The organism is uncultured Propionibacterium sp. (genome assembly GCF_963539965.1).
GTDB lineage: Bacteria > Actinomycetota > Actinomycetes > Propionibacteriales > Propionibacteriaceae > Propionibacterium.
Genome location: NZ_CAUTOU010000017.1, coordinates 1 through 22,841 on the forward strand (window position 1 = coordinate 1; position 22,841 = coordinate 22,841).

A 22,841-nucleotide genomic window follows, 5' to 3' on the forward strand; every position below is an offset into this window, starting at 1 on the left:
GGGCCGGCCGAGAGCCCGGACTCCCCGTCGAGCCAGCCGACCCCGGACGAGCTGACCCGGGTCGAGCAGGTGCCCAGGCCGGGCCGTGTCCGCGCCGTCTGGGGCTGGACCCGCCGTGCCGCCAGGAGCACCCAGCAGGCCCTGTCGGTGCACGCAGAGGGTCTTGAGAACCTGCCCGCGGGCGGCGCGGTTCTCGCCGCCAACCACGTCTGGGCCGGCGACTTCGCCCGTCTCCGCGCGGCGCTCGACCGCCCGGTCCACCTGGCCGCGGACTCGGCCGGTCGCCTGCCGGGCAGGCGCGTCCCCATCGATGACCCGGAGCAGGGCGGGGACGCCGCCGGGGAGCTCGCCGACGGCGGGCTGGTCCTCGTCTTCCCCGAGGGCGCTCCCAGCCCCGACGGCGACATCCACCGCGGCGGCACCGATGTGGCCTGGCTGGCGCTGACCGCAAGGGCTCCGGTCGTACCCGTCGGCATCGTCCCGGCCGCGGTCGGCCCCCGGCCGCTCAAGCCCGTCACGCGGCGCGTCTTCGGCCCGAAGGTGATCATCGGCGTCCCCCTGGACTTCTCGCGCTTCTGGGAGATCCCGGCGCTCAGCTACGCCCTCGACGGCGTGCTGCTGCGCGGTGTCACCGATGAGATCATGGGCGCGATCGCCGCCCTCACCGGCCGGGCCTACACCGACACCACGCCCGCCCAGGCCAAGGAGCTCGCGGCCGCGGCCCGCAGGCAGAACGCGTGGGCGAGGGCCAACGAGTACCCGACCGCCTCGCAGGTGCGCCGCGCCGAGGCCGAACGCCGCGAGATGCTGCGCGAACGCGACGAGCAGGACCTGGCCCGCGCGGCCGCCGAGGCGCAGGCCCGCGCTCGAACGGGCCGGAACGAGGGCCGGGGCCGCGCGAGGCGCTGAGCCGGAGGTCCCCGGAAGGCCGTGGGCCGGTCCGGCATTATCCTTGTGAAGGTGCCCGAACTGATTCCCTCGCTGAACGATCTGCACGCCATGCCCCAGGTGCAGCAGCCCCACTACGACGAAGCCGAGGCCGCCCGCGTCGTCAACGAGCTACTGCACCTGCCCCCGCTGGTGTTCGCCGGCGAGTGCGACGATCTGCGCGAGCGCATTGCCAGGGCCGCCGACGGCAAGGCGTTCATCCTGCAGGGCGGGGACTGCGCCGAGACCTTCGAGGGCCTTCAGGCCAATCCGATCAAGGCCAAGTTGCGCGTCCTCCTGGCGATGAGCGTCGTGCTCACCTACGCCGCGCAGGTGCCGGTCGTGAAGATCGGTCGTCTGGCCGGCCAGTACGCCAAGCCCCGCAGCAAGGACACCGAGACCCGTGACGGGGTGACCCTGCCGGTCTACCGCGGCGACGCCGTGAACGGCTTCGCCTTCACCGAGGAGGCCCGCCGGCATGATCCGCAGCGCCTGATCGGCATGTACAACGCCTCGGCGGCCACGCTCAACCTAGTGCGCGCCTTCGTCAAGGGCGGCTTCGCGGACCTGCGCCGGCTGCACGCCTGGAACGCCAGCTTCGTCAAGGACTCCCACGTCGAGGACAGCTACGAGCGCATCGCCGACGAGATCCAGCGCGCCCTGGGGTTCATGACCGCCTGCGGCGTCGACGCCGGGACCATGCGCACCGTCGACTTCTACGCCAGCCATGAGGCTCTGCTGCTCGATTACGAGTACGCGATGACCCGCATCGACTCGCGCAGCGCGCTGCCCTACGACACCTCCGGCCACATGGTCTGGGTCGGCGAGCGCACGCGCCACCCCGACGGCGCCCAGGCGGAACTGCTCAGCCATGTGCACAACCCGCTGGGCATCAAGCTCGGGCCGACGGCGACCGCTGCCGACGCCCTGGCCATCGCCGATCGCCTCGACCCGGACCGCGTCCCCGGCCGCATCACCTTCATCACCCGCATGGGGGCCGACGCGGTCCGCGACAGGCTGCCGGCCATCGTCGAGGGGGTGGAGGCCTCCGGGCGCAAGGTGGCCTGGGTGTGCGATCCGATGCACGGCAACACCTTCGAGACGCCCAAGGGCTTCAAGACCCGCGAGTACGCGGCCGTCGTGGCCGAGCTCAACGGCTTCTTCGACGTCCACGAGCAGTTGGGCACCTGGCCCGGCGGCGTCCACATGGAACTCACCGGCGACGACGTCACCGAGTGCCTGGGCGGCGCCTTCCAGCTGTCCGAGTCGGATCTGGCCGAACGCTACGAGACCACCTGCGATCCGCGCCTGAACCGCAACCAGAGCCTCGAGATGGCGTTCATGATCGCCGAGCGCCTCAACGCCTACCGCGCCAAGTACGCCCCGGCCGAGCCTGTGCCCGACTGGTACGAGTGAGCGCCCGCCCTCGCGCACGGGCGCCCTTGGCGGCATAGTGGTGCCATGCAGATCACGCGCTTCGGTCACTCATGTCTTCTCGTCGAGGCGGGCCGGGCCCGCATCCTGATCGATCCGGGCAACTACTCCGAGGGCTGGACCGACCTGGACGGGCCGGACGCCGTGTTCATCACCCACCGCCACCCCGATCACGTCGATCCGGCGCGTTTCCCGCAGTTCATCGCCGACCGCCCCGGCCTGCCCGTGTACGCCGAGGCCGGCGTCCTCGAGGACTTCCCGGCGATCGGGGGTGTGGCCCTGGGCGCCGGGGAACGGGTCGCCGTGGGGGACTGCACCGTGGCCGCCGTCGGCGGCAGGCACGCGGTGATCCATCCCGAGATCCCGCGCGTCGGCAACGTCGGCCTGATCATCGACGGCCCCGGCGAGCCCGTGCTCTTCCACCCCGGCGACGAGATCGACACCGTGCCCGAGGGCGTCGACGTGCTGGCCGTGCCGCTGATGGCCCCGTGGGGCAAGGTCTCCGAGACGATCGACTTCGTCCGCGCGGTCGGCGCCCGCTTCGTCATCCCGATCCATGACGGCCTGCTCAACGATCGGGGTTTCGCGCTGCTGGCCGAACGGGTCGCCCTCATGGGAGCCGGCGAGTTCGTCCCGCTCGGCAGCGGGTGGCCCTGGACCGCGCCCGCCGTCCGGTGAGCCGGACGGGGCGCCCGCGGCCGACCGGGTCGGTCCGGGAGCGGCGGGGATTCACCGGGCCTCGACCGACGGGGTACGCTGTCCTGGTTGCGCCATGGCCTCCCGGCGCTCTCGGCACTGGGCGGGCAGTCCACCAACAGGGAGTGCAGTTGTGATTTCGGCTTTCCTCAACGCGTTCCGGTCATCGGACCTGCGCAAGAAGATCCTGTTCACCCTGATGATCCTGGTGATCTTCAGGCTCGGGGCCTCCGTCCCCACTCCCAATGTGAACATCTCCGCGATCCAGCAGTGCGCAGCCGACGCCACCACCGGCGACACGGCGGGCGCCTACGCGATGATCAACCTGTTCAGCGGCGGCGCCCTGCTGCACCTGTCGGTCTTCGCGCTCGGCATCATGCCGTACATCACCGCATCGATCATCCTGCAGCTGCTGACCGTCGTCATCCCGCACCTGGAGAACCTCAAGCAGGAGGGCTCCACCGGCCAGGAGACGATCACCAAGTACACCCGCTGGGTCACGATCGTCCTCGCCGTCCTGCAGGCCACCAGCTTCACGATGCTGGCCGTGTCGGGCCAGCTGTACAGCTCCTGCAGCCAGGCCGTCGTCTACGACAGGGGCGTCTTCTCCATCGTCGTCATGATCCTCACCATGACCGCCGGCACCTCGCTCATCATGTGGCTGGGCGAGCTCATCACCGACCGCGGCATCGGCAACGGCATGTCGATCCTCATCTTCACCCAGATCGCCGCCCGCTTCCCGAGCTCGATGTGGGCCATCCGCACCGCTCACCCGGGCAATCAGGGCTGGCTGCTCATGATCATCGTCGTCGCCGTCGGCCTCCTGGTCATGGCGGGCGTGGTCTTCGTCGAGCAGGCCCAGCGCCGCATCCCGGTGCAGTACGCCAAGCGCATGGTCGGCAACCGCCTCATGGGCGGCTCCAGCACCTACATCCCGCTGAAGGTCAACCAGGCGGGCGTCATCCCGGTCATCTTCGCCTCATCGATCCTGTACCTGCCCTCGCTCTACACGGTCTTCCGTCCTACCGGGAGGGTCTCGGAGTGGATCGCCACGAATCTGGCCGGCACCGGCGACAGCCTCATCTACAACGTCGTCTACCTGCTGCTGATCATCTTCTTCACCTACTTCTACGTGGCGATCACCTTCGACCCGGTCGAGATCAGCGACAACATGCGCAAGTACGGCGGCTTCATCCCGGGCATCCGGGCCGGCAAGCCCACCGAGAACTACCTGTCGTACGTTCTGAGCCGGCTGACGGCCCCCGGCTCCCTGTACCTGGCGATCATCTCGCTCATCCCGTCGCTGGCCATCATCCTGCTCAACGCCGACCAGAACTTCCCGTTCGGCGGCACGAGTCTGCTCATCATGGTCGGCGTCGGTCTGGACACCATGAAACAGGTGGAGTCCCAGCTCCACCAGCACAACTACGAAGGGTTCCTCACATGAGGCTGCTGATCATGGGCGCCCCGGGCGCGGGCAAGGGCACGCAGGCCGTCGGCATCGCAGAGCACTACGGCATCCCGGCCATCTCCACCGGCGACATCTTCCGCGCCAACGTCAGGCAGGGCACGGAGCTCGGCAGACGGGTCAGTGCCATCATGGCCGCTGGCGACTACGTGCCCGACGAGCTCACCGAGCGGATCGTCGCCGATCGCCTCGACCGGGACGATGCCGCCGCCGGCTGGCTGCTCGACGGCTTCCCCCGCACCCTGCACCAGGTCGAGGCCCTCGAGAAGTACCTGGCCGACCATTCGGTCGGACTCGACGCCGTGATCTGCCTCGACGTCGACCCCGAGGATCTCATCGTCCGGCTGCTCGGGCGCGCCGAGGTGGAGGGCCGCGCCGACGACGACGAGGGGACCATCCGCCACCGCATGGACGTCTATCTCGAGTCCACCCGGCCCCTGCTGGACGCCTACGAGGGGCGCGGCCTGCTCGTCAGGGTCGACGGCAACGGCACCGTCGAGGAGGTCGGCGCCCGTATCGTCGCGGCCGTCGACGCCTTCGTGGCCTGACGTGCTGCGCGAACGCATCGAGGTCAAGAGCCCCGGCCAGATCCGTCTCATGCGCAGGGCCGGACTGGTGACGGCCGCCGGGCTCGAGGCGATGGGCGCTGCCGCCGAGCCCGGAGTCACGACGGCCGAACTCGACCGGATCGGCCGCGAGGTGCTGGCCGAGCACGGCGCCACGAGCAACTTCCTCGACTACGGCGCCGACTGGGGCTACCCGCCCTATCCGGGGGTGGCCTGCATCAGCGTCAACGAGGTCGTCGTCCACGGCATCCCCGGCGAACGGGTCCTGGCCGCCGGCGACATCGTCTCCATCGACTTCGGCGCCGTCGTCGAGGGCTGGCACGGCGACGCCGCGCGCACCTTCGAGGTCGGCGAGGTCGACGAGGCCTCCCGGGCGCTCTCCGAGGCGACCCGCCGGGCCATGTGGGACGGCATCGCCAGGATCCGGGCCGGCGCCCGCGTCGGCGACGTCTCGCACGGGGTCGAGTCGTCGGTCGGTTCGCATGGTCTCTCCTACGGCATCCTGCGCGGCTACACCGGCCACGGCATCGGCACCGCCATGCACCAGCCGCCGGACGTGCCGAACGCGGGACGCCCGCACAGGGGCCCGCGCATCGTGGCCGGCATGTGCCTGTGTGTCGAACCCATGGTGACCCTCGGCGGCGAGGACGTCGTCGAACTCGACGACGGCTGGACCGTCGTGACCCGCGACTCCTCGCGCGCTGCGCACTGGGAGAACACGGTGGCCGTCATGCCCGACGGCCTGTGGGTGCTCACCGAGCCCGACGGCGGCCGCGGGCGCCTCGCAGAACTCGGCGTGCCCTTCGCCGGGCTCGACTGAACCGGACGGGCTCTTCGACAGGACCAGCGGGCCGCGGGGCCGGGCCGTTCCGCATAGGCTTGAGCCATGACGAACAGCCCTGTGCCGAAGGAGCAGTTCGAGCAGGACCGGGCCCGGCTCAACGAGCTGCTCGGCAGGGCCTATGCCGACGGCCGGCTCGACCTGGTCGACTACCACGAACTCCAGGACCAGCTGTTCAGCGCGGATGACAGGGCCGAGCTCGCCAGGGTGAGCGGGCGACTGCCCGTCCAGTACCGCTTCGGGGATCCCGCCGGAGCCGTCAACGACGTCGCCCTCGCCCCCGGACAGGTCAACGACCCCTCGGCCGGGCCCGGCGGAACCTCCGTTGCGAGGGCCTCGCTGGGGCTCGGCCTCGGCATCGGGGCGGCCGTTCTGGCGGTCGTCGTGCTGCTGCTGATGATTCTTCTCTGAGCGCCCCGGACCGAGGATCGTTAGCAGTTTCTCCCAGCCGTGCTGACCGGGGGACATGATCCCGTCGAGACGGTCGGCGATCCGAAGCTTCTCCGGTCTGGATTCATGAGCTGAGGCACCCCTAAGGTAGGTCCCAGGCGGATCGAACAGGAGACCCTCATGCAGCACGACCACGCCCATGATGCCCCCGGGCGCCAGGGCCGCGACCATGGTGTGACCGTCACCGCCGGCACCCGCCGTGGCCCCCTGTGGGGAGCGCTCGCCCTCCTGCTGGCCTTCATGCTGACCGAGGTCCTCGTCGCCCTGGCGACCGGCTCGCTGGCCCTGCTGTCCGATGCCGGTCACATGCTCACCGATGCGGCCTCGATCGCCATCGCCCTGTGGGCCGCCGGTCTGGCCGCCCGCCCGCCCAAGGGGCCGATGACCTTCGGCTGGCGCCGCGCCGAGATCCTCTCGGCCATGGTCAACGGCGTGAGCCTCCTGGTGGTGGCGGCCATCGTGCTCGTCGAGGCCATCCGCCGCCTGGTCAGCCCGCCCGAGGTGGACGCGGTACCGGTCATCGTCGTGGCCCTGGCCGGCATGGTCGTGAACGTCGTCGACGTGCGTCTCATCGCGGCGGCGAACAGGACGAGCCTGAACGTCGAGGGCGCCTATCAGCACATCCTCACCGACCTGTTCGGCTTCATCGGCACTCTCGTCGCGGGCATCGTCATCCGCCTCACCGACTGGACGCGGGCCGACGCGATCGCCTCCCTGGTCGTCGTGGCCCTCATGGTGAGGGCCGGTGTGCCGATCACCGTCAAGGCCGTGCGTGTGCTCATGGAGGCGGCCCCCGCCGATCTCGACCTCGACAGGGTCCGGGAGCATCTGCTCGAGGTCGATCATGTGCAGGCCGCCCACGATCTGCACGCGTGGACCGTCACGTCGGGCGTCACCGCGGTGAGCGCGCACGTCGTCGTCGCGGACGAGTGCTTCACCAACTCGCACGCCAACCGGATACTCGACCAGCTCGACGAGTGCCTGGCCGAGCACTTCGACATCGGCCATTCGACCATCCAGCTCGAGCCGGCCCGCCACAGGGAACACGAGCGCAACTCCAGCCAGCTGTAGGCCGCCCGCCCGGAGCCCGGGCAGGGCCACGGGCGGCCCAGACTCTCAGGCCTGGGCGAAGACGCCGGTGACCGGGTTCCACTCGATGATGCTGCGCTCCAGGACGATGCCCTCGGTGAGCATCGGATCGGCATCGCTCAGCGCTGCGGCCGCAGCCTCGTCGGGCGTCTCGACGATGAGCAGCGCGCGTACCGGGTCGGTGCCCAGCAGAGGGCCGGCCGCCTTGAGGGAGCCGGCGGCGAACAGCTCGCGCAGATAGGCGCGATGGGCCGGGCGCACGGCGTCGGCGTCCTTGGCCGGATCGTAGGTGTAGTTGATGATGAAGAAGGACATCACTGCTCCTCGGGATGCGTCGACCGGATGCATCCAAGCAAAGCAGATCATGGCGCCGCCGGTGCGGCCGGGCTCCGGCGCTGAACCCTGCGCAAGCGGGAATCGGGCCCGCCCGGGGGCGCTGGAGTCCGCGCCGCCCTGTTCGTCCGGCGGTCCCGGTGATCGGCGGGGCCCGGGCGGATTTGGGGACCAGGCACTCGTGGCGTAGTATTGACCCTCGGTTCTCTGTGTCCGGTGATGTCCGCATGCTCGCATGCCGGCGTCTCGCGGCTCCGGCCCACGGACACGTCCAACAAGCGTTCGACCAAGAGATTGAGAGTCAATGGCCAAGAAAGAGGGGGCCCTCGAGCTCGAGGGCACAGTCGTGGAGGCCCTGCCCAATGCGATGTTCCGTGTTGAGCTGGACAACGGCCACAGGGTGCTGTCGACGATCAGCGGGAAGATGCGGCAGCACTACATCCGCATCCTGCCCCAGGACCGTGTCGTCGTGGAGCTCTCCCCCTACGACCTGACGCGCGGACGCATCGTCTACCGCCACAAGTAATCACACCACCACTCACGACCGCAGGGCGCCGTGCCCCGCGGCCCAGCCAAGGAGAGGCTCGATGAAGGTTCAGCCGAGCGTCAAGAAGATCTGCGACAACTGCAAGGTGATCCGCCGCCGCGGTGTCGTCCGGGTGATCTGCACCAACCCGCGCCACAAACAGCGTCAGGGCTGAGAACCCGGTTCTGCACGACAACTGAACAACCGCCGCGGGAACCTGCGGCGGCGACCAACGTGAGAGCAGGGCCGGGCTCAGCCCGGTCGAGCCCCCGGACGAAGGCCGGGGCCCGCCCGAGACCCGCTCGTCCCGGGCACGGGAACGCCTCACGCCACAACCTTCGCGGTCGTACGGAATCGACCGAGAAACTGAAAGGTACCGCCTGATGGCACGCCTCGAAGGTGTCGACCTGCCGCGCGAGAAGCGCCTTGAGGTCGCACTCACCTACATCTACGGCATCGGCAGGACCCGTGCCGGGAAAATCCTGGAAGCCACCGGTGTCAGTCCGGACGTCCGCGTGAGGGACCTGACCGACGAGCAGCTCGTCGCCCTCCGCGATTTCATCGACGCCAACTACGAGGTCGAGGGCGATCTTCGCCGTGCTGTTGCCGCCGACATCCGCCGCAAGATCGAGATCGGCACCTACCAGGGCCGCCGTCACCGCGCGGGCCTGCCCGTGCGCGGCCAGCGCACCCGTACCAACGCCCGTACCCGCAAGGGCCGCAAGAAGGCCGTCGCCGGCAAGAAGAAGGCCCGCTGAGCCCCCGGGCGACGCGGAACAAGGATTCCAGGAGACTAAGAACTCATGGCTACTGCAGCCCGTAAGGCCGCCGCGAGGACCAAGGTGCGGCGCAAGGAGAAGAAGAACGTGGTCGCCGGCCAGGCCCACATCAAGAGCACGTTCAACAACACGATCATCGCCATCACCGATGCCAGCGGTGCCGTGATCGCATGGGCCTCCGCCGGCACCGTCGGCTTCAGGGGCTCTCGCAAGTCGACCCCGTTCGCCGCGCAGATGGCGGCCGAGGCCGCTGGTCGTCGTGCCATGGACCATGGCATGAAGCGCATCGACGTCTTCGTCAAGGGCCCCGGCTCCGGCCGCGAGACCGCCATCCGCTCGCTCGGCGCCGTCGGCCTGGAGGTCGGCACGATCTCCGATGTCACCCCGGTGCCGCACAACGGCTGCCGTCCCCCGAAGCGCCGCCGCGTCTGAACCCGACCAAGCAGAAAAGGACTGATCGACAATGGCCCGTTACACCGGCCCCATGACCAAGAAGTCCCGTCGCCTCGGGGTGGATCTGGTCGGCAACGACAAGGCCTTCGAGCGCCGCCCCTACGCCCCCGGCGTCCATGGGCGCGGTCGTACGAAGGACTCGGAGTACTCCCTTCAGCTGCGCGAGAAGCAGAAGGCGCGTTTCGCCTACGGCGTGCTCGAGAAGCAGTTCCGCCACTATTACGAGGAGGCCTCGCGCCGCCAGGGCAAGACCGGTGACCTGCTGCTGCAGATCCTCGAGTCCCGCCTCGACAACGTCGTGTACCGCGCCGGCTTCGCCTCCACGCGCCGCCAGGCCCGTCAGATGGTGAGCCACGGCCACCTCCTCGTCAACGGAAGGAAGGTGAACGTCCCCAGCTTCCGCGTGAGCGCCCTCGACATCGTCGACGTGCGACCGAAGAGCCAGCAGATGGCCCCCTTCGTCATCGCCCGTGAGACCTTCGGCGAGCGCGACGTGCCCGCCTGGCTCACCGTGAAGCCCAACAGGATGCGCGCCCTCGTGCATCAGCTGCCCACGCGCGACCAGATCGTCGTGGACGTCAACGAGCAGGCAATCGTCGAGCTCTACTCGAAGTAATCGGCCACTTCCCGCGCCGTTCCGTCGGCGCGGGGGAGTCGTCTTCTTCAGCGGAGGGGCGGGGCGGTCCCCGCGTCTCCGACCGGGGTTGCGAGGAGGTCCCCGCAGCCCGTTATCGCCTCGTCATATAGCGGTCGGGGCGGAAAGGGACAAAGAATGCTCATCGCACAGCGTCCGACCCTGTCGGAAGAGGCCGTCAGCGACTTCCGTTCGCGATTCGTCATCGAGCCCCTCGAGCCCGGCTTCGGCTACACGCTCGGCAACTCGCTGCGCCGTACGCTGCTCAGCTCGATCCCCGGCGCGTCGATCACGTCGATCAAGATCGAGGGCAACCAGCACGAGTTCTCCACGCTGCCGGGCGTCGTCGAGGACGTCACCGAGATCATCCTCAACCTCAAGGGCCTGGTGCTCTCGAGCGAGGAGGACGAGCCGGTCGCCATGTACCTGCGCAAGTCAGGTGCCGGCGAGGTCACCGCCGCCGACATCGCGGCTCCGGCCGGCGTCGAGGTCCACAACCCCGAGCTGCACATCGCGACCCTGTCCGACAACGGCTCCGTCGAAATGGAACTCGTCGTCGAGCGGGGCCGCGGCTACGTGTCCAACGCCCTGAACAACGATCCCGACGCCGAGATCGGGCGGATCCCCGTCGACTCGCTCTACTCGCCCGTGTTGAAGGTGAGCTACAAGGTCGAGGCCACGCGCGTCGAGACGCGCACTGACTTCGACCGCCTCATTGTCGATGTGGAGACCAAGCCCAGTATCCGTCCGCGCGATGCCGTGGCCTCCGCCGGAAAGACCCTTGTCGAGCTCTTCGGTCTGTTCCGCGAGCTCAACGTCGAGGCCGAGGGCGTCGAGATGGGCCCGAGCCCGGTCGACGAGCAGCTGGCCGCTGATCTGGCCCTGCCGGTCGACGATCTGCATCTGTCGGTGCGCTCGTACAACTGCCTCAAGCGCGAGGGCATCCACACCGTGGGCGAGCTGGTCAGCCGCTCCGAGCAGGACCTGCTCGACATCCGCAACTTCGGTTCGAAGTCGATCGACGAGGTCAAGGACAAGCTGGCCGAACTGGGTCTGTCCCTCAAGGACAGCGCTCCAGGCTTCGACCCGCTGGCCGCCGCGGATCGCTATGAGGACGAAGAAGACGACGGCGCCGACTACGCCGAGACGGAACAGTACTGAGCTGTGCGCCTCGTGCGCGCCACATGATTTGGAGATTTGAAAATGCCCAAGCCCACGAAGGGTCCCCGCCTCGGCGGTAGCGCGTCCCACCAGCGGATCATCCTGGCCAATCTGGCCAGCCAGTTGTTCGAGCACGGCCGCATCACCACCACGGTGACCCGCGCCCGCCGGGTGCAGCCCCTGGCCGAGACGCTGATCACCAAGGCCAAGCGCGGCGACCTGCACAACCGTCGCCTCGCCGCCAGGACGATTCGCGACAAGGACGTGCTGCGCCACCTCTTCGATGACATCGCCCCGGTGCTCGAAGGCCGTGAGGGCGGTTACACCCGCATCACGAGGATCGGCAACCGCAAGGGCGACAACGCCCCGATGGCCGTCATCGAGATCATCACCGAGCCGGTCGCCTCCAAGGCCCCGGGAGCCTCCGGGACGACGGACGAGGCCGCCGTTGCCGGGACGGCTGAGGCCGTCGGGCCAGCGGACGAAGTCGGGGAGCCCACTGCCGACGGCGGGGCCGCAGGGTCCGGGGACGCTGGTGGCGCTGACGAGGCCGCCGAGCCGGAGGACACCGCCGACGGGGAGTGACTCCCGGGCCCGTTCGACTCTCGTCATCATCGATCCCGGTGGTCCGCAGGGGCTGCCGGGATCGATGCGTCAACGGATCCTGCACGTTCACCCGTGGTTCCCTCCCGATTCCGGGGACGGCTCTTCGGTGTTCGCGATCGGGGGACCGGGACGGGTGGAGAGGACCGACGCCGGGCGAAGGGGCCCCGCCCGCAACCGGACGGGGCCCCTTCGCCGGAGAAGAATGCGAACGCCGGGTCAGGCGGCGGAGGCGCAGCCCCACGGCGACAGACCGCGCTGGGCGTAGATCCTGTTGGCGATGGTGATCTGCTGTTCGCGGGTGGCCAGATCGGCGCGGGAGGCGTACTGGCCGCCCCCGGCGCCGAGCCAGGTCTGGTTGTCGAACTGCAGGCCGCCGTAGTAGCCGTTGCCCGTGTTGATCGACCAGTTCCCGGTGGACTCGCAGGCGGCGATGCGATCCCACATGTCGGCGTTCGACAGGTCGAGGCCGTCGGTGGAGCCGGTGCTGCTGCCGCCGCCCGAACCGGACTTGGTGCCGACCGCGACCTCCTCGGTCACCGGCTCGGAGGTGACCTTCTCGGACCTTGTGCTGCGGCTCTCCTCGACGCCGTCCACCATGACGACCTCGTACTCGACGTCCTTGGAGCCGTCCCTGCCCTGCTTCGTCACCTTCTCGGTCCCGGAGTCGAGGGTGTCGTCCTCGGTCCTCTTGGTTCCGTGGGCGATCGTCTCGGTCGTCTTGACGTTCTGGACGGTGACGCGCTGGACCTGGATGCGCATGCCCTCGGTGAGGGGCGTGTTCGCATCGGCGCTCACACGGTCCCTCTCGCCGAGGGAGATGCCGTTGGAGGCCAGCAGGTCGGCGACGGTCTCATCGGTGGAGACCATCGTGCGCTCCTGCCCGTCGGCGACCAGCGTGACGTGCTTGGGGGTCACCACGGTGATCGTGATGCCCTCGCGCTCGATGCGGGTATTGCGGTCGATCGAGACGCGGGCGTCATCGGCCACACCGAGTGAGTCGAGTACGTCATCAAGACTGGTGGAGGTGGTCCACAGCGAGTTCCCGGCGCCATCGATGGTGGCATTGACCTGTCGGCCGAAGTTCACCGAGACCCGCTGGCCGTCGGTGATCCTGGTCTCGGGCGCGGGACTGACGACGTCGTGATCGCCGAGTGTGATGTTGTGGGCGTTGAGCAGATCGGCAACCGTGCCGCCGAGCTGATGGGCCTCAGTGGTCTGGCCGTCGACCGTCAACTCGACGTCGTTGTTGGCCAGCGCGATGCTGAAACCGCTGGTGAACAGCGTCGCCGCTCCGACGCAGGTGGCGACCGGGGCGGTCCATGTCTTCTTCACGCGTTCAGACTCCTGTGAACTGGGGAGTGGTCCTTCAAACGCCGGCGCGGGGAGGGGCGCCGGTGAACAACCTCAGTCTAAGACAGGACTGAGAAACATGGAAATTGGGTGCGCATGCCGCCCGATGCCGGGTGGACCTGCGTCGGTCCCGGGGTGGCCGGTGAATGCGCTGGCCAGAGCGCGGAAAGGGGCTCCCCGCGCGGTGCGGGGAGCCCCTGCGGCGGAAGGACGGTTGCCTCGGGTTTCCTGAGAGAATCTTCTCCGGTCCGGCTCAGGCGTTCTTGGCGGCCAGGAAACGCCCGGAGACGTCGTCCCAGTTGACGACGTTCCACCAGTTTTTGACGTAGTCGCCCTTGACGTTCCTGTACTGCAGGTAGAAGGCGTGCTCCCACATGTCGAGCTGGAGGATCGGGGTGGCGCCGGCCGGCAGGTTGTTCTGGTGGTCGTAGAACTGCAGGGTCTGGATGCGCCTGCCCAGCGGATCCCAGACCAGCGAGGCCCAGCCGGAGCCCTGGATGCCGGTGGCGGCGGCCGTGAACTGGGCCTTCATCGCGTCGAAGGAGCCGAAGAACTCGGTGATGGCCTCGGCGAGCTCGCCGGCGGGGGCCTGGGGGCCGGAGCCCCTGGGGGCCATGTTCTGCCAGAAGACGGAGTGATTGACGTGGCCGCCGAGGTTGAAGGCCAGATCCTTCTCCAGCTTGTTGATGGCGCCGAAGTCGCCCGTCTCGCGCGCCTCGGCCAGCTTGTCGAGGGCCGTATTGGCGCCATCGACGTAGGCCTGATGGTGCTTGTCGTGGTGCAACTCCATGATCTCGCCCGAGATGTAGGGCTCCAGAGCGGAGTAGTCGTAGGGCAGTTCCGGAAGCGTGTAAACGGCCATGTCTCCTCATTCCGCCCTTCTGCGCCCGGTGCGCGAAGGGCTGTGGCGGCTATCGCCCATGAGAACGTCCGGCCGGCTCGCGCTATTCCCGCCCGCTCCTGGCCGGAAGCCGGGAACGGTTCATGGCGAACGGCGCCGGCCCCTGCGGGGGCGGGGGCCCGCCCCGTTGCCCGGCTCCGCCCTGGAACGGCTGCGCGCCCGCCTCCGACAAGGGGGAGAATGTGCGCATGAGCACCATGCCGATGCCCCAGGGCAGTCCCCGTCACCCGGCACGGTCGGGTGCCGGTCCCCTCGGCCAGGACCCGGCCCGCCCTCGACCCGGGCCGGAACCGGTCCCGACGGGTGCCCGGGTTGCCCTGTCGATCCGCGGGCTCGTCAAGTTCTTCGGCGGCAAGTGCGCCGTCGCCGGCATCGACCTGGACGTTTCCGCCGGCTCCCTGTTCGGCCTGGTCGGCCCGAACGGCGCGGGCAAGACGACGGCGCTGTCGATGGCGACCGGCCTGCTGCGCCCCGACCAGGGGCGCGTGGCCGTCGCCGGGCACGACGTCTGGGCCGATCCCCCAGCGGCCAAGGCCCTCATGGGCGTCCTGCCCGACGGACTGCGCACCTTCGACCGGTTGAGCGGGCGCGAGCTGCTCGAGTTCGTGGCCCGCATGCACCGCCTCGACGTCGCCACCGCCCACGAGCGTGGCGCGCCGCTGGGCGGCACGCGCGGCCGGGGCGGTGACCGCGACCAGATGGTCTGCGACTACTCGGCCGGCATGACCAAGAAGATCGGCCTGGCCGCCGCCCTCATCCACAACCCGCGCCTGCTCGTGCTGGACGAGCCCTTCGAGTCCGTCGACCCGGTCTCGGGCGAGACGATCCGCCAGATCCTGCACCGCTACACGGCGAGCGGGGGAACCGTTGTCATGTCGAGCCATGTCATGGAGCTCGTCGAGACGCTGTGCGACTCCGTGGCGGTCATGGCCGGCGGCCGCATCCTGGCGGCCGGCGCCATCGGGGACGTCCGCGCCGGCATGCCGCTGCAGCAGCGCTTCCTGCGGCTCGTCGGCGTCCACCGGGTGGGCGGGGGTGAGCTGCCGTGGCTGGATACTTCGTTCGGCTCCAACTGAAACTGGCCTGGCGCGGACTCACCGCGACGACCGGGCGCATCGTGGCCTCGGCGATCGCGCTGGTCTACGTGCTCGGCCTGCTGGTCGGACTCTGCGCAGGAGCCACCGCACTGGGCTCCGGCGAGGCCGCGTACGTGCGCGGGCCGGCCCTGACGCTGACCATGGCCGTCGTCACGCTCGGCTGGCCGCTGCTGGCCGTCTTCGGCGGCGACTCGAGCCTGCTCGACCCCGCCCGTTTCGCCCTCATGCCCCGCCGCGGGCGCGAACTGGCCCCCGCCATGTTCGCCGCCGCCCTGGCCGGTCCCGGATCCGTGATCCTGACCGTCGTGGGGCTGCTGGTGGTCCTGGCCTGGCGCACCCAGGCGCTGCCCGTGGCGCTGGCGGTCCTCTCGCTGCTCCTGGGCCTGGCCACCTGCGTCCTGTCGGTGCGCGTCGTCCTGGCCGGGCTCGGCGCCGTACTGCGCAGGCGCCGGGTGCGCGAGGCGCTGAGCGTCGTCCTCGTACTCGGGATCCTGGCGGCGGGCATCGTCATCCAGCTCGTCCCGTACGACCTGACGACCGACGCGCTACCGGGTCCGGAGCTCCTGGCCGGCATCACCACGGCCGGACGGATCGCCCGGTGGACCCCGTTCGGCTGGTGCTGGTCGCTGGCCTGGGACGGGCAGCAGGGGGCGTGGGGACCCCTGGTGGCCCATCTGCTGGCCTCGCTGGCCCTCATCGCCGTCCTGGCCCGGTGCTGGGCGCGTCTCGTCGAGCGGGCGCTCGTCAGCCCGACCGCCGGTTCCGGCGACGTCGTACGGGTCAGGGGCTCCCGGCTGGATCGCCTGCTGCCCGATGGGGTCATGGGCGCGCTCATGGGCCGCGAACTGCGCTACTGGCGCCGCGACTCGCGCCGGTTCATGCAGCTGCTCGGCCTGATCACCGTGCCGTTCCTCATGCTCGTCCCGGCCCTGGCCGGCGGGGAGCGCAGAATGCTCGTGATGATGCCGCTCATGTGCGCCGTCATGACCTCGACGGTCTCGGCCTGGGGGCTCAGCTACGACGGCTCGGCGCTGTGGATCATGGCGCTGTCGCAGGTGCCGGCCGGATACGACCGGGCGGCGCGCTCGGCCGTCGTGGCGCTGTTCAGCGCCCCCATCCTGCTCGCCGGGATCGTCGTGGCGCTCATCTGGTCGGGTGCGGGCAGCGCGCCCGGGCTCGTCGGTCTGTGCGTCGGCCCCTGGCTCGTCGCCCTGGGCGCCGGCGTCTGGGTGGACGCGATGTGGCAGCAGCCCATGCCGCCGCCGGACTCGGGCATCTTCGTCCGCAACACCGGCAGCACCGCGACGGGCTTCGTCGGCTCGATGCTCGCCATGGGGGCCCCGGTGATCTGCGCCGCGCCGCTCCTGGTCCTGTTCGTCCTGGCCGGCACGGGCATGCCGTGGCTGGGCTGGTTGGGACTGGCACTGGGCCTGGTCGTCGGCGCCGGCGTCTGCCGGGGCGGCATCGCCCTGGCCGGGCGGCGCCTGGACGGGCACTGGCCCGAGATCCTCGCCAGGGTCGAGGAGCGCACCGCCTGAAACCGGCCGGCTGCGACTGCACGGGGCCGCCGGGGCGTTGTAACCTCGTTCGTGCCCGCCGGTGCGCGACCCCGTCCGCGCGCGGCGGGCGCGGACGGGGGGACCAGTGGCGAACAGGACCAGGGCCGGGCGCAGACCCGGGGCCGGCTCCGACGCCCCTCTGCCGGGCGGTGCCCGACTCGCCGGCCGCACCCTGCACCCCTGGGCCTGGTGGGCATGGGCGGTCTGCGCAGCCGTGGCAGCCAGCCTGACCACCAATCCCTGGCTCATCGGGCTCGTGTGCGCCGCCGTGCTCGTCACGGTGCTGCGCCGCCGCAGCGACGAGCCGTGGGCCCGGTCGCTGGGCGTCTACCTGTCGCTGGCCGGTTTCGTCCTGGTCATGCGCATCTTCTTCGCGCTCCTCTTCAACGCCGCCCAGTCCGGCACACTCCTGTGGCGCCTGCCCCGGCTGTCGCTGCCGGCATGGGCCGCCGGCATGCGCATCGGCGGCCGGATCTACCTCGAACCACTGCTCATGACCTGCTTCGACGCGATGAGGCTGGCCACCATGCTCCTGTGCGTCGGCGCCGCCAACACCCTGGCCAACCCGCGCCGGGCGCTGCGCAGCGTCCCGGCCGCCCTGTACGAGATCTCGGTGTCCGTCGTGATCGCGTTGGCCGTCGCACCCCAGATGGTCGAATCGCTCGCCCGCGTGCGCCGCGCCCAGCGCCTGCGCGGCGGGGCGGGCAGGGGCGTCCGATCCCTGGTGGCGGTCGTCGTCCCGGTCCTCGAGGACTCCGTCGAACGGGCCATGTGCCTGGCCCGCAGCATGGAGTCGCGAGGCTTCGGGCGGACGAGGGCGGGCGGCGGATCCCCGCTCGGCGCCCTGCTCGGGCTGGCGGGCCTGGTCTGCCTGGGCCTGGGGGCCTTCCTCATGCTCGGCGGCGGCCGGTCCGGGGCGCTGTGGGGCGCTCTGCTGGCGGCCGGCCTGCTGGCCTCGTGGGCGGCCCTGCGCCGGGCCGGCCGGGGGCTCCGGGTCACCCGTTACCGTCCGGACGGCTGGTCCTCGCCCGAGTGGACGGTCCTGGCCTGTGGAGCGGCGGCCGTGGCGGCGACGGCCCTGGCCGGTGCCCTGGCCCCCGAGGCGCTGAACGTGTCCATGCCGCCGTTGGCACTGCCCGCTCTCCACCCGCTCTTCGTGCCGGTCGGGATCGCCCTGGCGGCCCCGGCCGTCCTGGTGCCCGCACCGCCGCGCCTGTCCGACTGGGTCTCCTGGACCGACGAGCGGGCCCGTGCCGGGCGGATCGACGCCGATGGGCAGGACAGCGGCGCCGAACGGCTCCGCCCACGAGGTGATGAGCCATGATCGACCTGGACCGGCTGTCGGTGAGCTATCCCGGGCGGTCGGAGCCCGTCCTGTCCGACGTGAGCCTGAGCATCGACGAGGGCGACCTGGTCCTGGTGGTCGGTCGCACGGGCACCGGGAAGTCGACGCTGCTCGGTGCGATCAATGGCCTCGTCCCGCGCTTCACCGGGGGCCGCATGAGCGGCACCGTCATGGTCGCCGGGCGCTCCACCGCCGACCATGCCGCCCGCGACATGGCGGACCTGGTCGGCTTCGTCGGCCAGGATCCGCTCGCCGGCTTCGTCACCGACGTCGTCGAGGAGGAGATCGCCTACGGCATGGAGCAGCTCGGCGTGGCCCCGGACGCGATGCGCAAGCGCGTCGAGGAGACCCTCGACACGATGGGCATCGCCGAGCTGCGCCGCCGCAGTCTGCGCAGCCTCTCCGGCGGCCAGCAGCAGCGCGTCGCCATCGCGGCCGTGCTCGCCGCCCAGCCGCAGGTGCTGGTCCTGGACGAGCCCACCTCGGCGCTCGACCCGACCGCTGCGAGCGATGTGCTGGCCGCCGTCGGCGCCCTCGTCTGGGATGCGGGGCTCACCGTCGTGCTGGCCGAGCACAGGCTCGAACGCGTCATGAAGCAGGTCGACGGGATGCTGTGGCTGCCCGGGGACGGGGGCGCCGAACTGGGACCGGCGAGCGATGTGCTCGCCCGCGCGGACGTCGTCCCGCCGCTCGCCGAGCTCGCCCGCGCCGTCGGCTGGACCCGGGTGCCGCTGTCGGTGCGCGAGGCCCGCCGCTGGGTGGGGCGCGACCGGCTCGCGCCGCGCGTCATCGAGCACGAGCCTGTGCCGGCGGGGGAGACCACCGTGCGCACCCGGGGCCTGAGCGTCTCGTACGGGCCCATCGCCGCTGTCGAGGGGGTGAGCCTCGAACTCGGAGCCGGCCAGGTCACCGCCCTCATGGGGCGCAACGGCGCCGGCAAGTCGACCCTGCTGTGGGCGCTTCAGGGCGGACGGCGCAGCACCGGCGGACTGGAGGTGGCCGGCGCCGATCCGCGCCGCCTCAGCGCCAGGGCGGCCCGCAGGATCGTCGCACTCGTGCCCCAGACCGCCGCCGACCTGCTCTACCTGCCGACCGTCGCAGCCGAGTGCGCCCGATCCGACGGGGACGCCGGCGTCGCCCCCGGCACGACCAGGGCGCTGGTCGAGCGGTTCGGCATGAACCTGGCGATGGACGCGGACCCGCACGACCTGTCGGAGGGCCAGCGCCTCGGTCTGGTCCTGGCGATCCAGCTGGCGGCCGGCCCCGGGGTGCTGCTGCTCGACGAGCCCACCCGCGGTCTCGACTACGAGGTCAAGCACCGGTTGTGCGCCACACTGCGCGCCCTGGCCGCCGACGGGGCGACCGTGCTCGTCAGCACCCACGACGTGGAGTTCGCCGCGGCCGTCAGCGACCGGACGATCATGATGGCCGACGCCCAGATCGTCGCCGACGGGCCCACCCGCGAGGTCTGCACGGCCTCGCCGGGTTTCGCCCCGCAGCTGGCCCGCGTCCTGGCGCCCCGCCCGGTCCTCACCCTGGGCGACGTCGACTGGGCCCGCGGGAACGGGGCGCCTCCATGAGCCCGACGGGCCGCGCCGGGAGCGCCGTCGCGGTCGAGTGGCGCTCGCGGGTCGCACTCATCGCGGCCAGCGTCATCGGGCTGGCCACCTTCTGCTGGCCGCTCGTCGTACCGGCCGGCGGCGCCGACGCCTTCTCCGGGCGGGCGCCCTTCGTCTTCGCCCTGGTGCTGCCGGTGGTCCTGGCCCTGGTCCTCGTCGAGCTGTCCAGCGGCGCCGTCGACGTGAAGGCCCTGGCCATGCTGGGGGTCCTGACCGCCGTCGACGCCGTCCTGCGCCCGCTCAGTGCGGGCACCGCGGGCATCGACCTGGTCTTCTTCCTCGTCATCCTGGGCGCGCGCGTCTTCGGGGCCGGCTTCGGCTTCATCATGGGTGCGCTGGTGATGCTCGTCTCGGCCCTGCTCGTCGGCGGCGTCGGCCCGTGGCTGCCGTATCAGGCCCTGTGCTGCGCCTACGTCGGGCTCGTCGCCGGCGTCCTGCCCAGGAGGATCCGCGGAGCCGGCGAGATCCTCATGCTATGCGGCTGGGGCATCGTCAGCGCGATCCTCTACGGCGCGCTCATGGACTTCGCCTTCTGGCCCTACAACGTGGGCGCCGGCACAGGGCTGAGCTGGGACGCGGGGGCAGACCTCGGCCGCAATCTGCGCGCCTTCGCCCTGTTCGAGCTGGCCACCGGCATGGGCTGGAACACCGGGCGCGCCGTCACCAATGCGGTGGCGATCATCCTGATCGGGCCGGGCGCGCTGAGGGTCCTGCGCAGGGCCGACCGGAAGGCCTTCTTCGAGGAGGCCGGCGGGCCCGCCTGAGCGCAGGCGCCCCGAGCCCCCTTCGGCGGGGCCGACCCCGGTTCGTCGGTCAGGCGGCGGAGGACTCGGCCGCCGACGGGGTCTGGCTCGCATCGCCCGTGGCGGGCACGGAGGTGTCGGTCTTCGGGGCCGCATCGCCCTCGACGCCCTCGGGCGTGCAGGTGGAGCCGTAGCACCAGCCCTCGATCCAGCCGGCCTCGGGCTTGTAGGCGTCGGCGCCCTCCTGGGAGTAGAACCAGGTGCCCGCGGGCTCGGCGTGGTAGTAGTTCCAGTACTTGTCGTAGGTGGCCGGGCACTCGGCCGGGTAGTCGCCGATCTGGCAGATGAACTGGCTGCTGCTGTCACGGCCGATCGACAGGCCGGCGGCCTCGAGGGCGGCGGTGCCGTTCTCGGGAGTGCCGACGCACTGGTTGGCCATGACCTCGCCCTCGTCGTTCGAGACGACCAGCCATACCTGGCCGGCACCGGTGCAGTCCTCGACGGTCGAATAGGCGCTCGCCGGGCCCGAAGACGACGAGTCGGACGAGGAACCGGAACAGCCGGCGAGCGAGACTGCGGCGATGAGGCTCATCGTGGCGGCGGCTGTCTTCTTGCCGATGGACATGTGCGGTCCTTTCCCTGGGGAGCGGCGGATCACTGTCCGCGCGCGGTTTCCGGACGACGGCGTCTTCCTGACTCCGATTCTACGGTTCGGGGCGTGGGGGCGCCCGCCGGGCTCGCCTCCGGTTTCGAGGAGCCTGCAGGGCCGGTCCGCCGGACCGGTCCGGGCGCCTCGGTCGTCGGCGGGCCGAGGCCCGACGGGGCCCGGTACGGTCTCACGGTCCGGGCAACCGCCCTCCGCACCGGGGCACGGATCATGCTGGGGGCATGGATCCCGCCGTTCACGCTCAGGTCGACCGTCTTCTGGCTCATGGCCGGTCCCACGACGAGGCCGAACCGGATCGGCGGCGACGCTACCGGAATCTGGAGCACGACAGTGCGCAGTTCCTGAACATGCTGCTGCGCGGTCTTCGGCCCCGGTCGGTGCTCGAGATCGGTACGTCCAACGGTTATTCCACCATCTGGCTCGCCGATGCCCTCGACGAGGGTGCGCGTCTGGTCAGCGTGGACAACGACCGAGGCCGCATGGCTGAGGCGAGGGCGAATCTGGTCCGGGCCGGTTTCGCCGACCGGGTCGACCTCGTCCTGGGGGACGGCGGTGAGGTGCTGGCCGGGACGGCGCCCGGCTCGGTGGACTTCTGCCTCCTCGACGCGGAGCGCCCTGCCTACGCGGGGTACTGGCCTGACGTGCGGAGAATTCTCGCCCCACGCGCTCTGGCCGTGGTCGACAACTGCGTTTCGCACGCCGGCGACGTGGCCGGTTTTCGTCGTCTCGTCGACGGCGAACCGAGCACCGATGCGGTCCTGGTGCCGGTGGGGGCCGGATTGCTGTTCATCCAGAAGGCGGGATGACCCGTACCACGCCCAATCCGGTCCTGCCGGGGTGTCCATTCGGATTCCGGCAGTGACCGCGGCGATCCGGTGCGCGGGGCCGGGCCGGTCCTGCCGGACGCGTCGTCGGCCCGATGACCGCCCGGGCCCCGACCCGGCCGTACCGTCGTCGCAGGTCCCCCGTCGGGCGGATCAGCCGATGGCCCGGGTCACGTCGAGGACGCGGAAACCCTTGGCCGAGCCCACCCGCACCACCTGCCAGCCCTGCTGCCTCAGCCAGGCGGCCAGCGAGTCGGCCCCGAGATTCCTGCCGACCACCAGGTGCGCGACGCCATCGGGGACCAGCCGCCCGAGCCAGGTGCCCAGCAGCCCGTGCAGCACCGCCTTGCCGATGCGGATCGGGGGATTGGACCAGATCTCGTCGTAGCGGGCCGCCGGTTCGACGGCCTCGGGGACGCACGCGGTGATACGGTCGGCGAGGCCGAGAGCTCTCGCATTGGCGGCTGTCAGCTCGACGGCGCGCTCGTTCACGTCGATGGCGTCGATCCGCGCGCCCGGGCACTCCAAGGCCAGGCCCAGTGCGATCGGGCCGATGCCGCAGCCCAGGTCGAGGAAGCGAGCCGGGCGGTCCCGCGGCGGGTCGAGCTCGCGCAGCAGCACCGCGGTGCCGAGGTCGAGACGGTCTGCGCTGAAGACGCCGTCCGCGCTGGTCAGCGTCAGCTCATGGCCCCAGATGCGGGCGCGCACGATGCGCGTGCGCCCCCGGCCCCCCCGGCCCCGGGGCGTGATGAAGTAGTGGCTCATCCTCATCC

The 22,841-nt window shown here is 70.8% G+C and carries 26 protein-coding genes; 21 read left to right on the top strand and 5 right to left on the bottom strand.

From position 1 onward, the window contains the following. The 8 genes from R2N01_RS04755 to R2N01_RS04790 all read left to right on the top strand — a co-directional run. Positions 1-909: lysophospholipid acyltransferase family protein (locus R2N01_RS04755; protein ID WP_316668973.1), on the top strand; the 909-nt coding region annotated here is incomplete at its 5' end. Between the two features lie 51 nt (positions 910-960). Then, entirely contained in the window at positions 961-2,343 is a 1,383-nt protein-coding gene (locus tag R2N01_RS04760; protein ID WP_399553236.1) for a class II 3-deoxy-7-phosphoheptulonate synthase, read from the top strand. A 45-nt stretch (positions 2,344-2,388) separates the two neighbouring features. Further along, the gene (locus R2N01_RS04765; RefSeq protein WP_316668975.1) at positions 2,389-3,039 is read left to right on the top strand and encodes an MBL fold metallo-hydrolase; all 651 of its coding nucleotides are present in this window, start codon (positions 2,389-2,391) and stop codon (positions 3,037-3,039) included. Positions 3,040-3,190: 151 nt separating this feature from the next. Continuing rightward, positions 3,191-4,504, top strand: coding sequence for a preprotein translocase subunit SecY (gene secY / locus R2N01_RS04770; protein WP_316668977.1), 1,314 nt, complete (start codon positions 3,191-3,193; stop codon positions 4,502-4,504). Continuing rightward, on the top strand, positions 4,501-5,073 hold the full coding sequence (locus tag R2N01_RS04775) for an adenylate kinase (protein ID WP_316668980.1): 573 nt from the start codon (positions 4,501-4,503) through the stop codon (positions 5,071-5,073). Before secY ends, R2N01_RS04775 begins: the two co-directional genes overlap by 4 nt. Position 5,074: 1 nt before the next feature. Beyond that, positions 5,075-5,911, top strand: a complete 837-nt coding sequence (map, locus tag R2N01_RS04780; RefSeq protein WP_316668982.1) for a type I methionyl aminopeptidase — start codon at positions 5,075-5,077, stop codon at positions 5,909-5,911. A gap of 66 nt (positions 5,912-5,977) precedes the next feature. Continuing rightward, positions 5,978-6,343 carry a DUF1707 domain-containing protein gene (locus tag R2N01_RS04785; protein WP_316668984.1) on the top strand — a complete coding sequence of 122 codons (366 nt, stop codon included), beginning with the start codon at positions 5,978-5,980 and terminating at the stop codon, positions 6,341-6,343. A 159-nt stretch (positions 6,344-6,502) separates the two neighbouring features. Continuing rightward, positions 6,503-7,453 (top strand): cation diffusion facilitator family transporter, encoded by a 951-nt coding sequence (locus R2N01_RS04790; RefSeq protein WP_316668986.1) that lies wholly within the window; start codon positions 6,503-6,505, stop codon positions 7,451-7,453. A 45-nt stretch (positions 7,454-7,498) separates the two neighbouring features. Here R2N01_RS04790 and R2N01_RS04795 read toward each other — a convergent pair whose 3' ends face one another. Continuing rightward, complete coding sequence (locus R2N01_RS04795) at positions 7,499-7,786, bottom strand: YciI family protein (protein WP_316668988.1); 288 nt, start codon at positions 7,784-7,786, stop codon at positions 7,499-7,501. Between the two features lie 322 nt (positions 7,787-8,108). Here R2N01_RS04795 and infA point away from each other — a divergent pair, with 322 nt between their 5' ends. The 7 genes from infA to rplQ all read left to right on the top strand — a co-directional run bounded on the left by infA (position 8,109) and on the right by rplQ (position 11,942). After that, the gene (gene infA, locus R2N01_RS04800) at positions 8,109-8,330 is read left to right on the top strand and encodes a translation initiation factor IF-1 (RefSeq protein ID WP_316668990.1); all 222 of its coding nucleotides are present in this window, start codon (positions 8,109-8,111) and stop codon (positions 8,328-8,330) included. A gap of 61 nt (positions 8,331-8,391) precedes the next feature. Continuing rightward, positions 8,392-8,505: a 50S ribosomal protein L36 gene (rpmJ, locus tag R2N01_RS04805; protein ID WP_016667967.1), complete on the top strand. Its 114-nt coding sequence runs from the start codon at positions 8,392-8,394 to the stop codon at positions 8,503-8,505. Positions 8,506-8,713: 208 nt separating this feature from the next. Beyond that, positions 8,714-9,088: a 30S ribosomal protein S13 gene (rpsM, locus tag R2N01_RS04810; RefSeq protein ID WP_316668997.1), complete on the top strand. Its 375-nt coding sequence runs from the start codon at positions 8,714-8,716 to the stop codon at positions 9,086-9,088. Positions 9,089-9,133: 45 nt separating this feature from the next. Then, entirely contained in the window at positions 9,134-9,541 is a 408-nt protein-coding gene (gene rpsK / locus R2N01_RS04815; protein WP_316668999.1) for a 30S ribosomal protein S11, read from the top strand. 31 nt (positions 9,542-9,572) lie between these two features. Beyond that, a complete protein-coding gene (gene rpsD / locus R2N01_RS04820) occupies positions 9,573-10,178 on the top strand; it encodes a 30S ribosomal protein S4 (RefSeq protein ID WP_316669001.1) in 606 nt (201 codons plus the stop codon). 156 nt (positions 10,179-10,334) lie between these two features. Continuing rightward, positions 10,335-11,357 carry a DNA-directed RNA polymerase subunit alpha gene (locus R2N01_RS04825; protein WP_316669003.1) on the top strand — a complete coding sequence of 341 codons (1,023 nt, stop codon included), beginning with the start codon at positions 10,335-10,337 and terminating at the stop codon, positions 11,355-11,357. 42 nt (positions 11,358-11,399) lie between these two features. Next, positions 11,400-11,942, top strand: a complete 543-nt coding sequence (rplQ, locus tag R2N01_RS04830; RefSeq protein ID WP_316669005.1) for a 50S ribosomal protein L17 — start codon at positions 11,400-11,402, stop codon at positions 11,940-11,942. 237 nt (positions 11,943-12,179) lie between these two features. Here the strand turns inward: rplQ and R2N01_RS04835 are convergent, their stop codons facing one another. Then, a complete protein-coding gene (locus R2N01_RS04835; RefSeq protein ID WP_316669007.1) occupies positions 12,180-13,295 on the bottom strand; it encodes a transglycosylase family protein in 1,116 nt (371 codons plus the stop codon). A gap of 271 nt (positions 13,296-13,566) precedes the next feature. Continuing rightward, positions 13,567-14,175 (bottom strand): superoxide dismutase, encoded by a 609-nt coding sequence (locus R2N01_RS04840; protein ID WP_316669008.1) that lies wholly within the window; start codon positions 14,173-14,175, stop codon positions 13,567-13,569. A gap of 242 nt (positions 14,176-14,417) precedes the next feature. On the opposite strand from R2N01_RS04840, the gene R2N01_RS04845 reads away from it, so the two are divergent. From R2N01_RS04845 to R2N01_RS04865, 5 genes are all read left to right on the top strand, one after another. Continuing rightward, on the top strand, positions 14,418-15,290 hold the full coding sequence (locus tag R2N01_RS04845; RefSeq protein ID WP_399553237.1) for an ABC transporter ATP-binding protein: 873 nt from the start codon (positions 14,418-14,420) through the stop codon (positions 15,288-15,290). Next, entirely contained in the window at positions 15,260-16,849 is a 1,590-nt protein-coding gene (locus R2N01_RS04850; RefSeq protein WP_316669012.1) for a hypothetical protein, read from the top strand. Before R2N01_RS04845 ends, R2N01_RS04850 begins: the two co-directional genes overlap by 31 nt. Before the next feature lie 106 nt (positions 16,850-16,955). Next, complete coding sequence (locus R2N01_RS04855; protein WP_316669015.1) at positions 16,956-18,194, top strand: energy-coupling factor transporter transmembrane protein EcfT; 1,239 nt, start codon at positions 16,956-16,958, stop codon at positions 18,192-18,194. Further along, positions 18,191-19,795: an ATP-binding cassette domain-containing protein gene (locus R2N01_RS04860; RefSeq protein ID WP_316669018.1), complete on the top strand. Its 1,605-nt coding sequence runs from the start codon at positions 18,191-18,193 to the stop codon at positions 19,793-19,795. The genes R2N01_RS04855 and R2N01_RS04860 overlap by 4 nt, the downstream gene beginning before the upstream one ends. Beyond that, a complete protein-coding gene (locus tag R2N01_RS04865) occupies positions 19,792-20,598 on the top strand; it encodes an ECF transporter S component (RefSeq protein WP_316669020.1) in 807 nt (268 codons plus the stop codon). Before R2N01_RS04860 ends, R2N01_RS04865 begins: the two co-directional genes overlap by 4 nt. A 49-nt stretch (positions 20,599-20,647) precedes the next feature. Here R2N01_RS04865 and R2N01_RS04870 read toward each other — a convergent pair whose 3' ends face one another. Next, a complete protein-coding gene (locus R2N01_RS04870; protein WP_316669022.1) occupies positions 20,648-21,202 on the bottom strand; it encodes a hypothetical protein in 555 nt (184 codons plus the stop codon). Between the two features lie 263 nt (positions 21,203-21,465). Here R2N01_RS04870 and R2N01_RS04875 point away from each other — a divergent pair, with 263 nt between their 5' ends. After that, the gene (locus R2N01_RS04875) at positions 21,466-22,050 is read left to right on the top strand and encodes a class I SAM-dependent methyltransferase (RefSeq protein ID WP_316669024.1); all 585 of its coding nucleotides are present in this window, start codon (positions 21,466-21,468) and stop codon (positions 22,048-22,050) included. Between the two features lie 171 nt (positions 22,051-22,221). Here the strand turns inward: R2N01_RS04875 and R2N01_RS04880 are convergent, their stop codons facing one another. Beyond that, positions 22,222-22,833: a methyltransferase gene (locus R2N01_RS04880; protein ID WP_316669026.1), complete on the bottom strand. Its 612-nt coding sequence runs from the start codon at positions 22,831-22,833 to the stop codon at positions 22,222-22,224. Positions 22,834-22,841: the final 8 nt, after the last annotated feature.

Coding starts and splice junctions, on each gene's coding strand:
- R2N01_RS04765 (WP_316668975.1), top strand. CDS start 2,389: ATGCAGATCACGCGCTTCGGTCACTCATGTCTTCTCGTCGAGGCGGGC.
- R2N01_RS04775 (WP_316668980.1), top strand. CDS start 4,501: ATGAGGCTGCTGATCATGGGCGCCCCGGGCGCGGGCAAGGGCACGCAG.
- R2N01_RS04785 (WP_316668984.1), top strand. CDS start 5,978: ATGACGAACAGCCCTGTGCCGAAGGAGCAGTTCGAGCAGGACCGGGCC.
- R2N01_RS04790 (WP_316668986.1), top strand. CDS start 6,503: ATGCAGCACGACCACGCCCATGATGCCCCCGGGCGCCAGGGCCGCGAC.
- R2N01_RS04795 (WP_316668988.1), bottom strand. CDS start 7,786: ATGTCCTTCTTCATCATCAACTACACCTACGATCCGGCCAAGGACGCC.
- infA (WP_316668990.1), top strand. CDS start 8,109: ATGGCCAAGAAAGAGGGGGCCCTCGAGCTCGAGGGCACAGTCGTGGAG.
- rpmJ (WP_016667967.1), top strand. CDS start 8,392: ATGAAGGTTCAGCCGAGCGTCAAGAAGATCTGCGACAACTGCAAGGTG.
- rpsM (WP_316668997.1), top strand. CDS start 8,714: ATGGCACGCCTCGAAGGTGTCGACCTGCCGCGCGAGAAGCGCCTTGAG.
- rpsK (WP_316668999.1), top strand. CDS start 9,134: ATGGCTACTGCAGCCCGTAAGGCCGCCGCGAGGACCAAGGTGCGGCGC.
- rpsD (WP_316669001.1), top strand. CDS start 9,573: ATGGCCCGTTACACCGGCCCCATGACCAAGAAGTCCCGTCGCCTCGGG.
- R2N01_RS04825 (WP_316669003.1), top strand. CDS start 10,335: ATGCTCATCGCACAGCGTCCGACCCTGTCGGAAGAGGCCGTCAGCGAC.
- rplQ (WP_316669005.1), top strand. CDS start 11,400: ATGCCCAAGCCCACGAAGGGTCCCCGCCTCGGCGGTAGCGCGTCCCAC.
- R2N01_RS04840 (WP_316669008.1), bottom strand. CDS start 14,175: ATGGCCGTTTACACGCTTCCGGAACTGCCCTACGACTACTCCGCTCTG.
- R2N01_RS04845 (WP_399553237.1), top strand. CDS start 14,418: ATGCCCCAGGGCAGTCCCCGTCACCCGGCACGGTCGGGTGCCGGTCCC.
- R2N01_RS04860 (WP_316669018.1), top strand. CDS start 18,191: ATGATCGACCTGGACCGGCTGTCGGTGAGCTATCCCGGGCGGTCGGAG.
- R2N01_RS04865 (WP_316669020.1), top strand. CDS start 19,792: ATGAGCCCGACGGGCCGCGCCGGGAGCGCCGTCGCGGTCGAGTGGCGC.
- R2N01_RS04870 (WP_316669022.1), bottom strand. CDS start 21,202: ATGTCCATCGGCAAGAAGACAGCCGCCGCCACGATGAGCCTCATCGCC.
- R2N01_RS04875 (WP_316669024.1), top strand. CDS start 21,466: ATGGATCCCGCCGTTCACGCTCAGGTCGACCGTCTTCTGGCTCATGGC.
- R2N01_RS04880 (WP_316669026.1), bottom strand. CDS start 22,833: ATGAGCCACTACTTCATCACGCCCCGGGGCCGGGGGGGCCGGGGGCGC.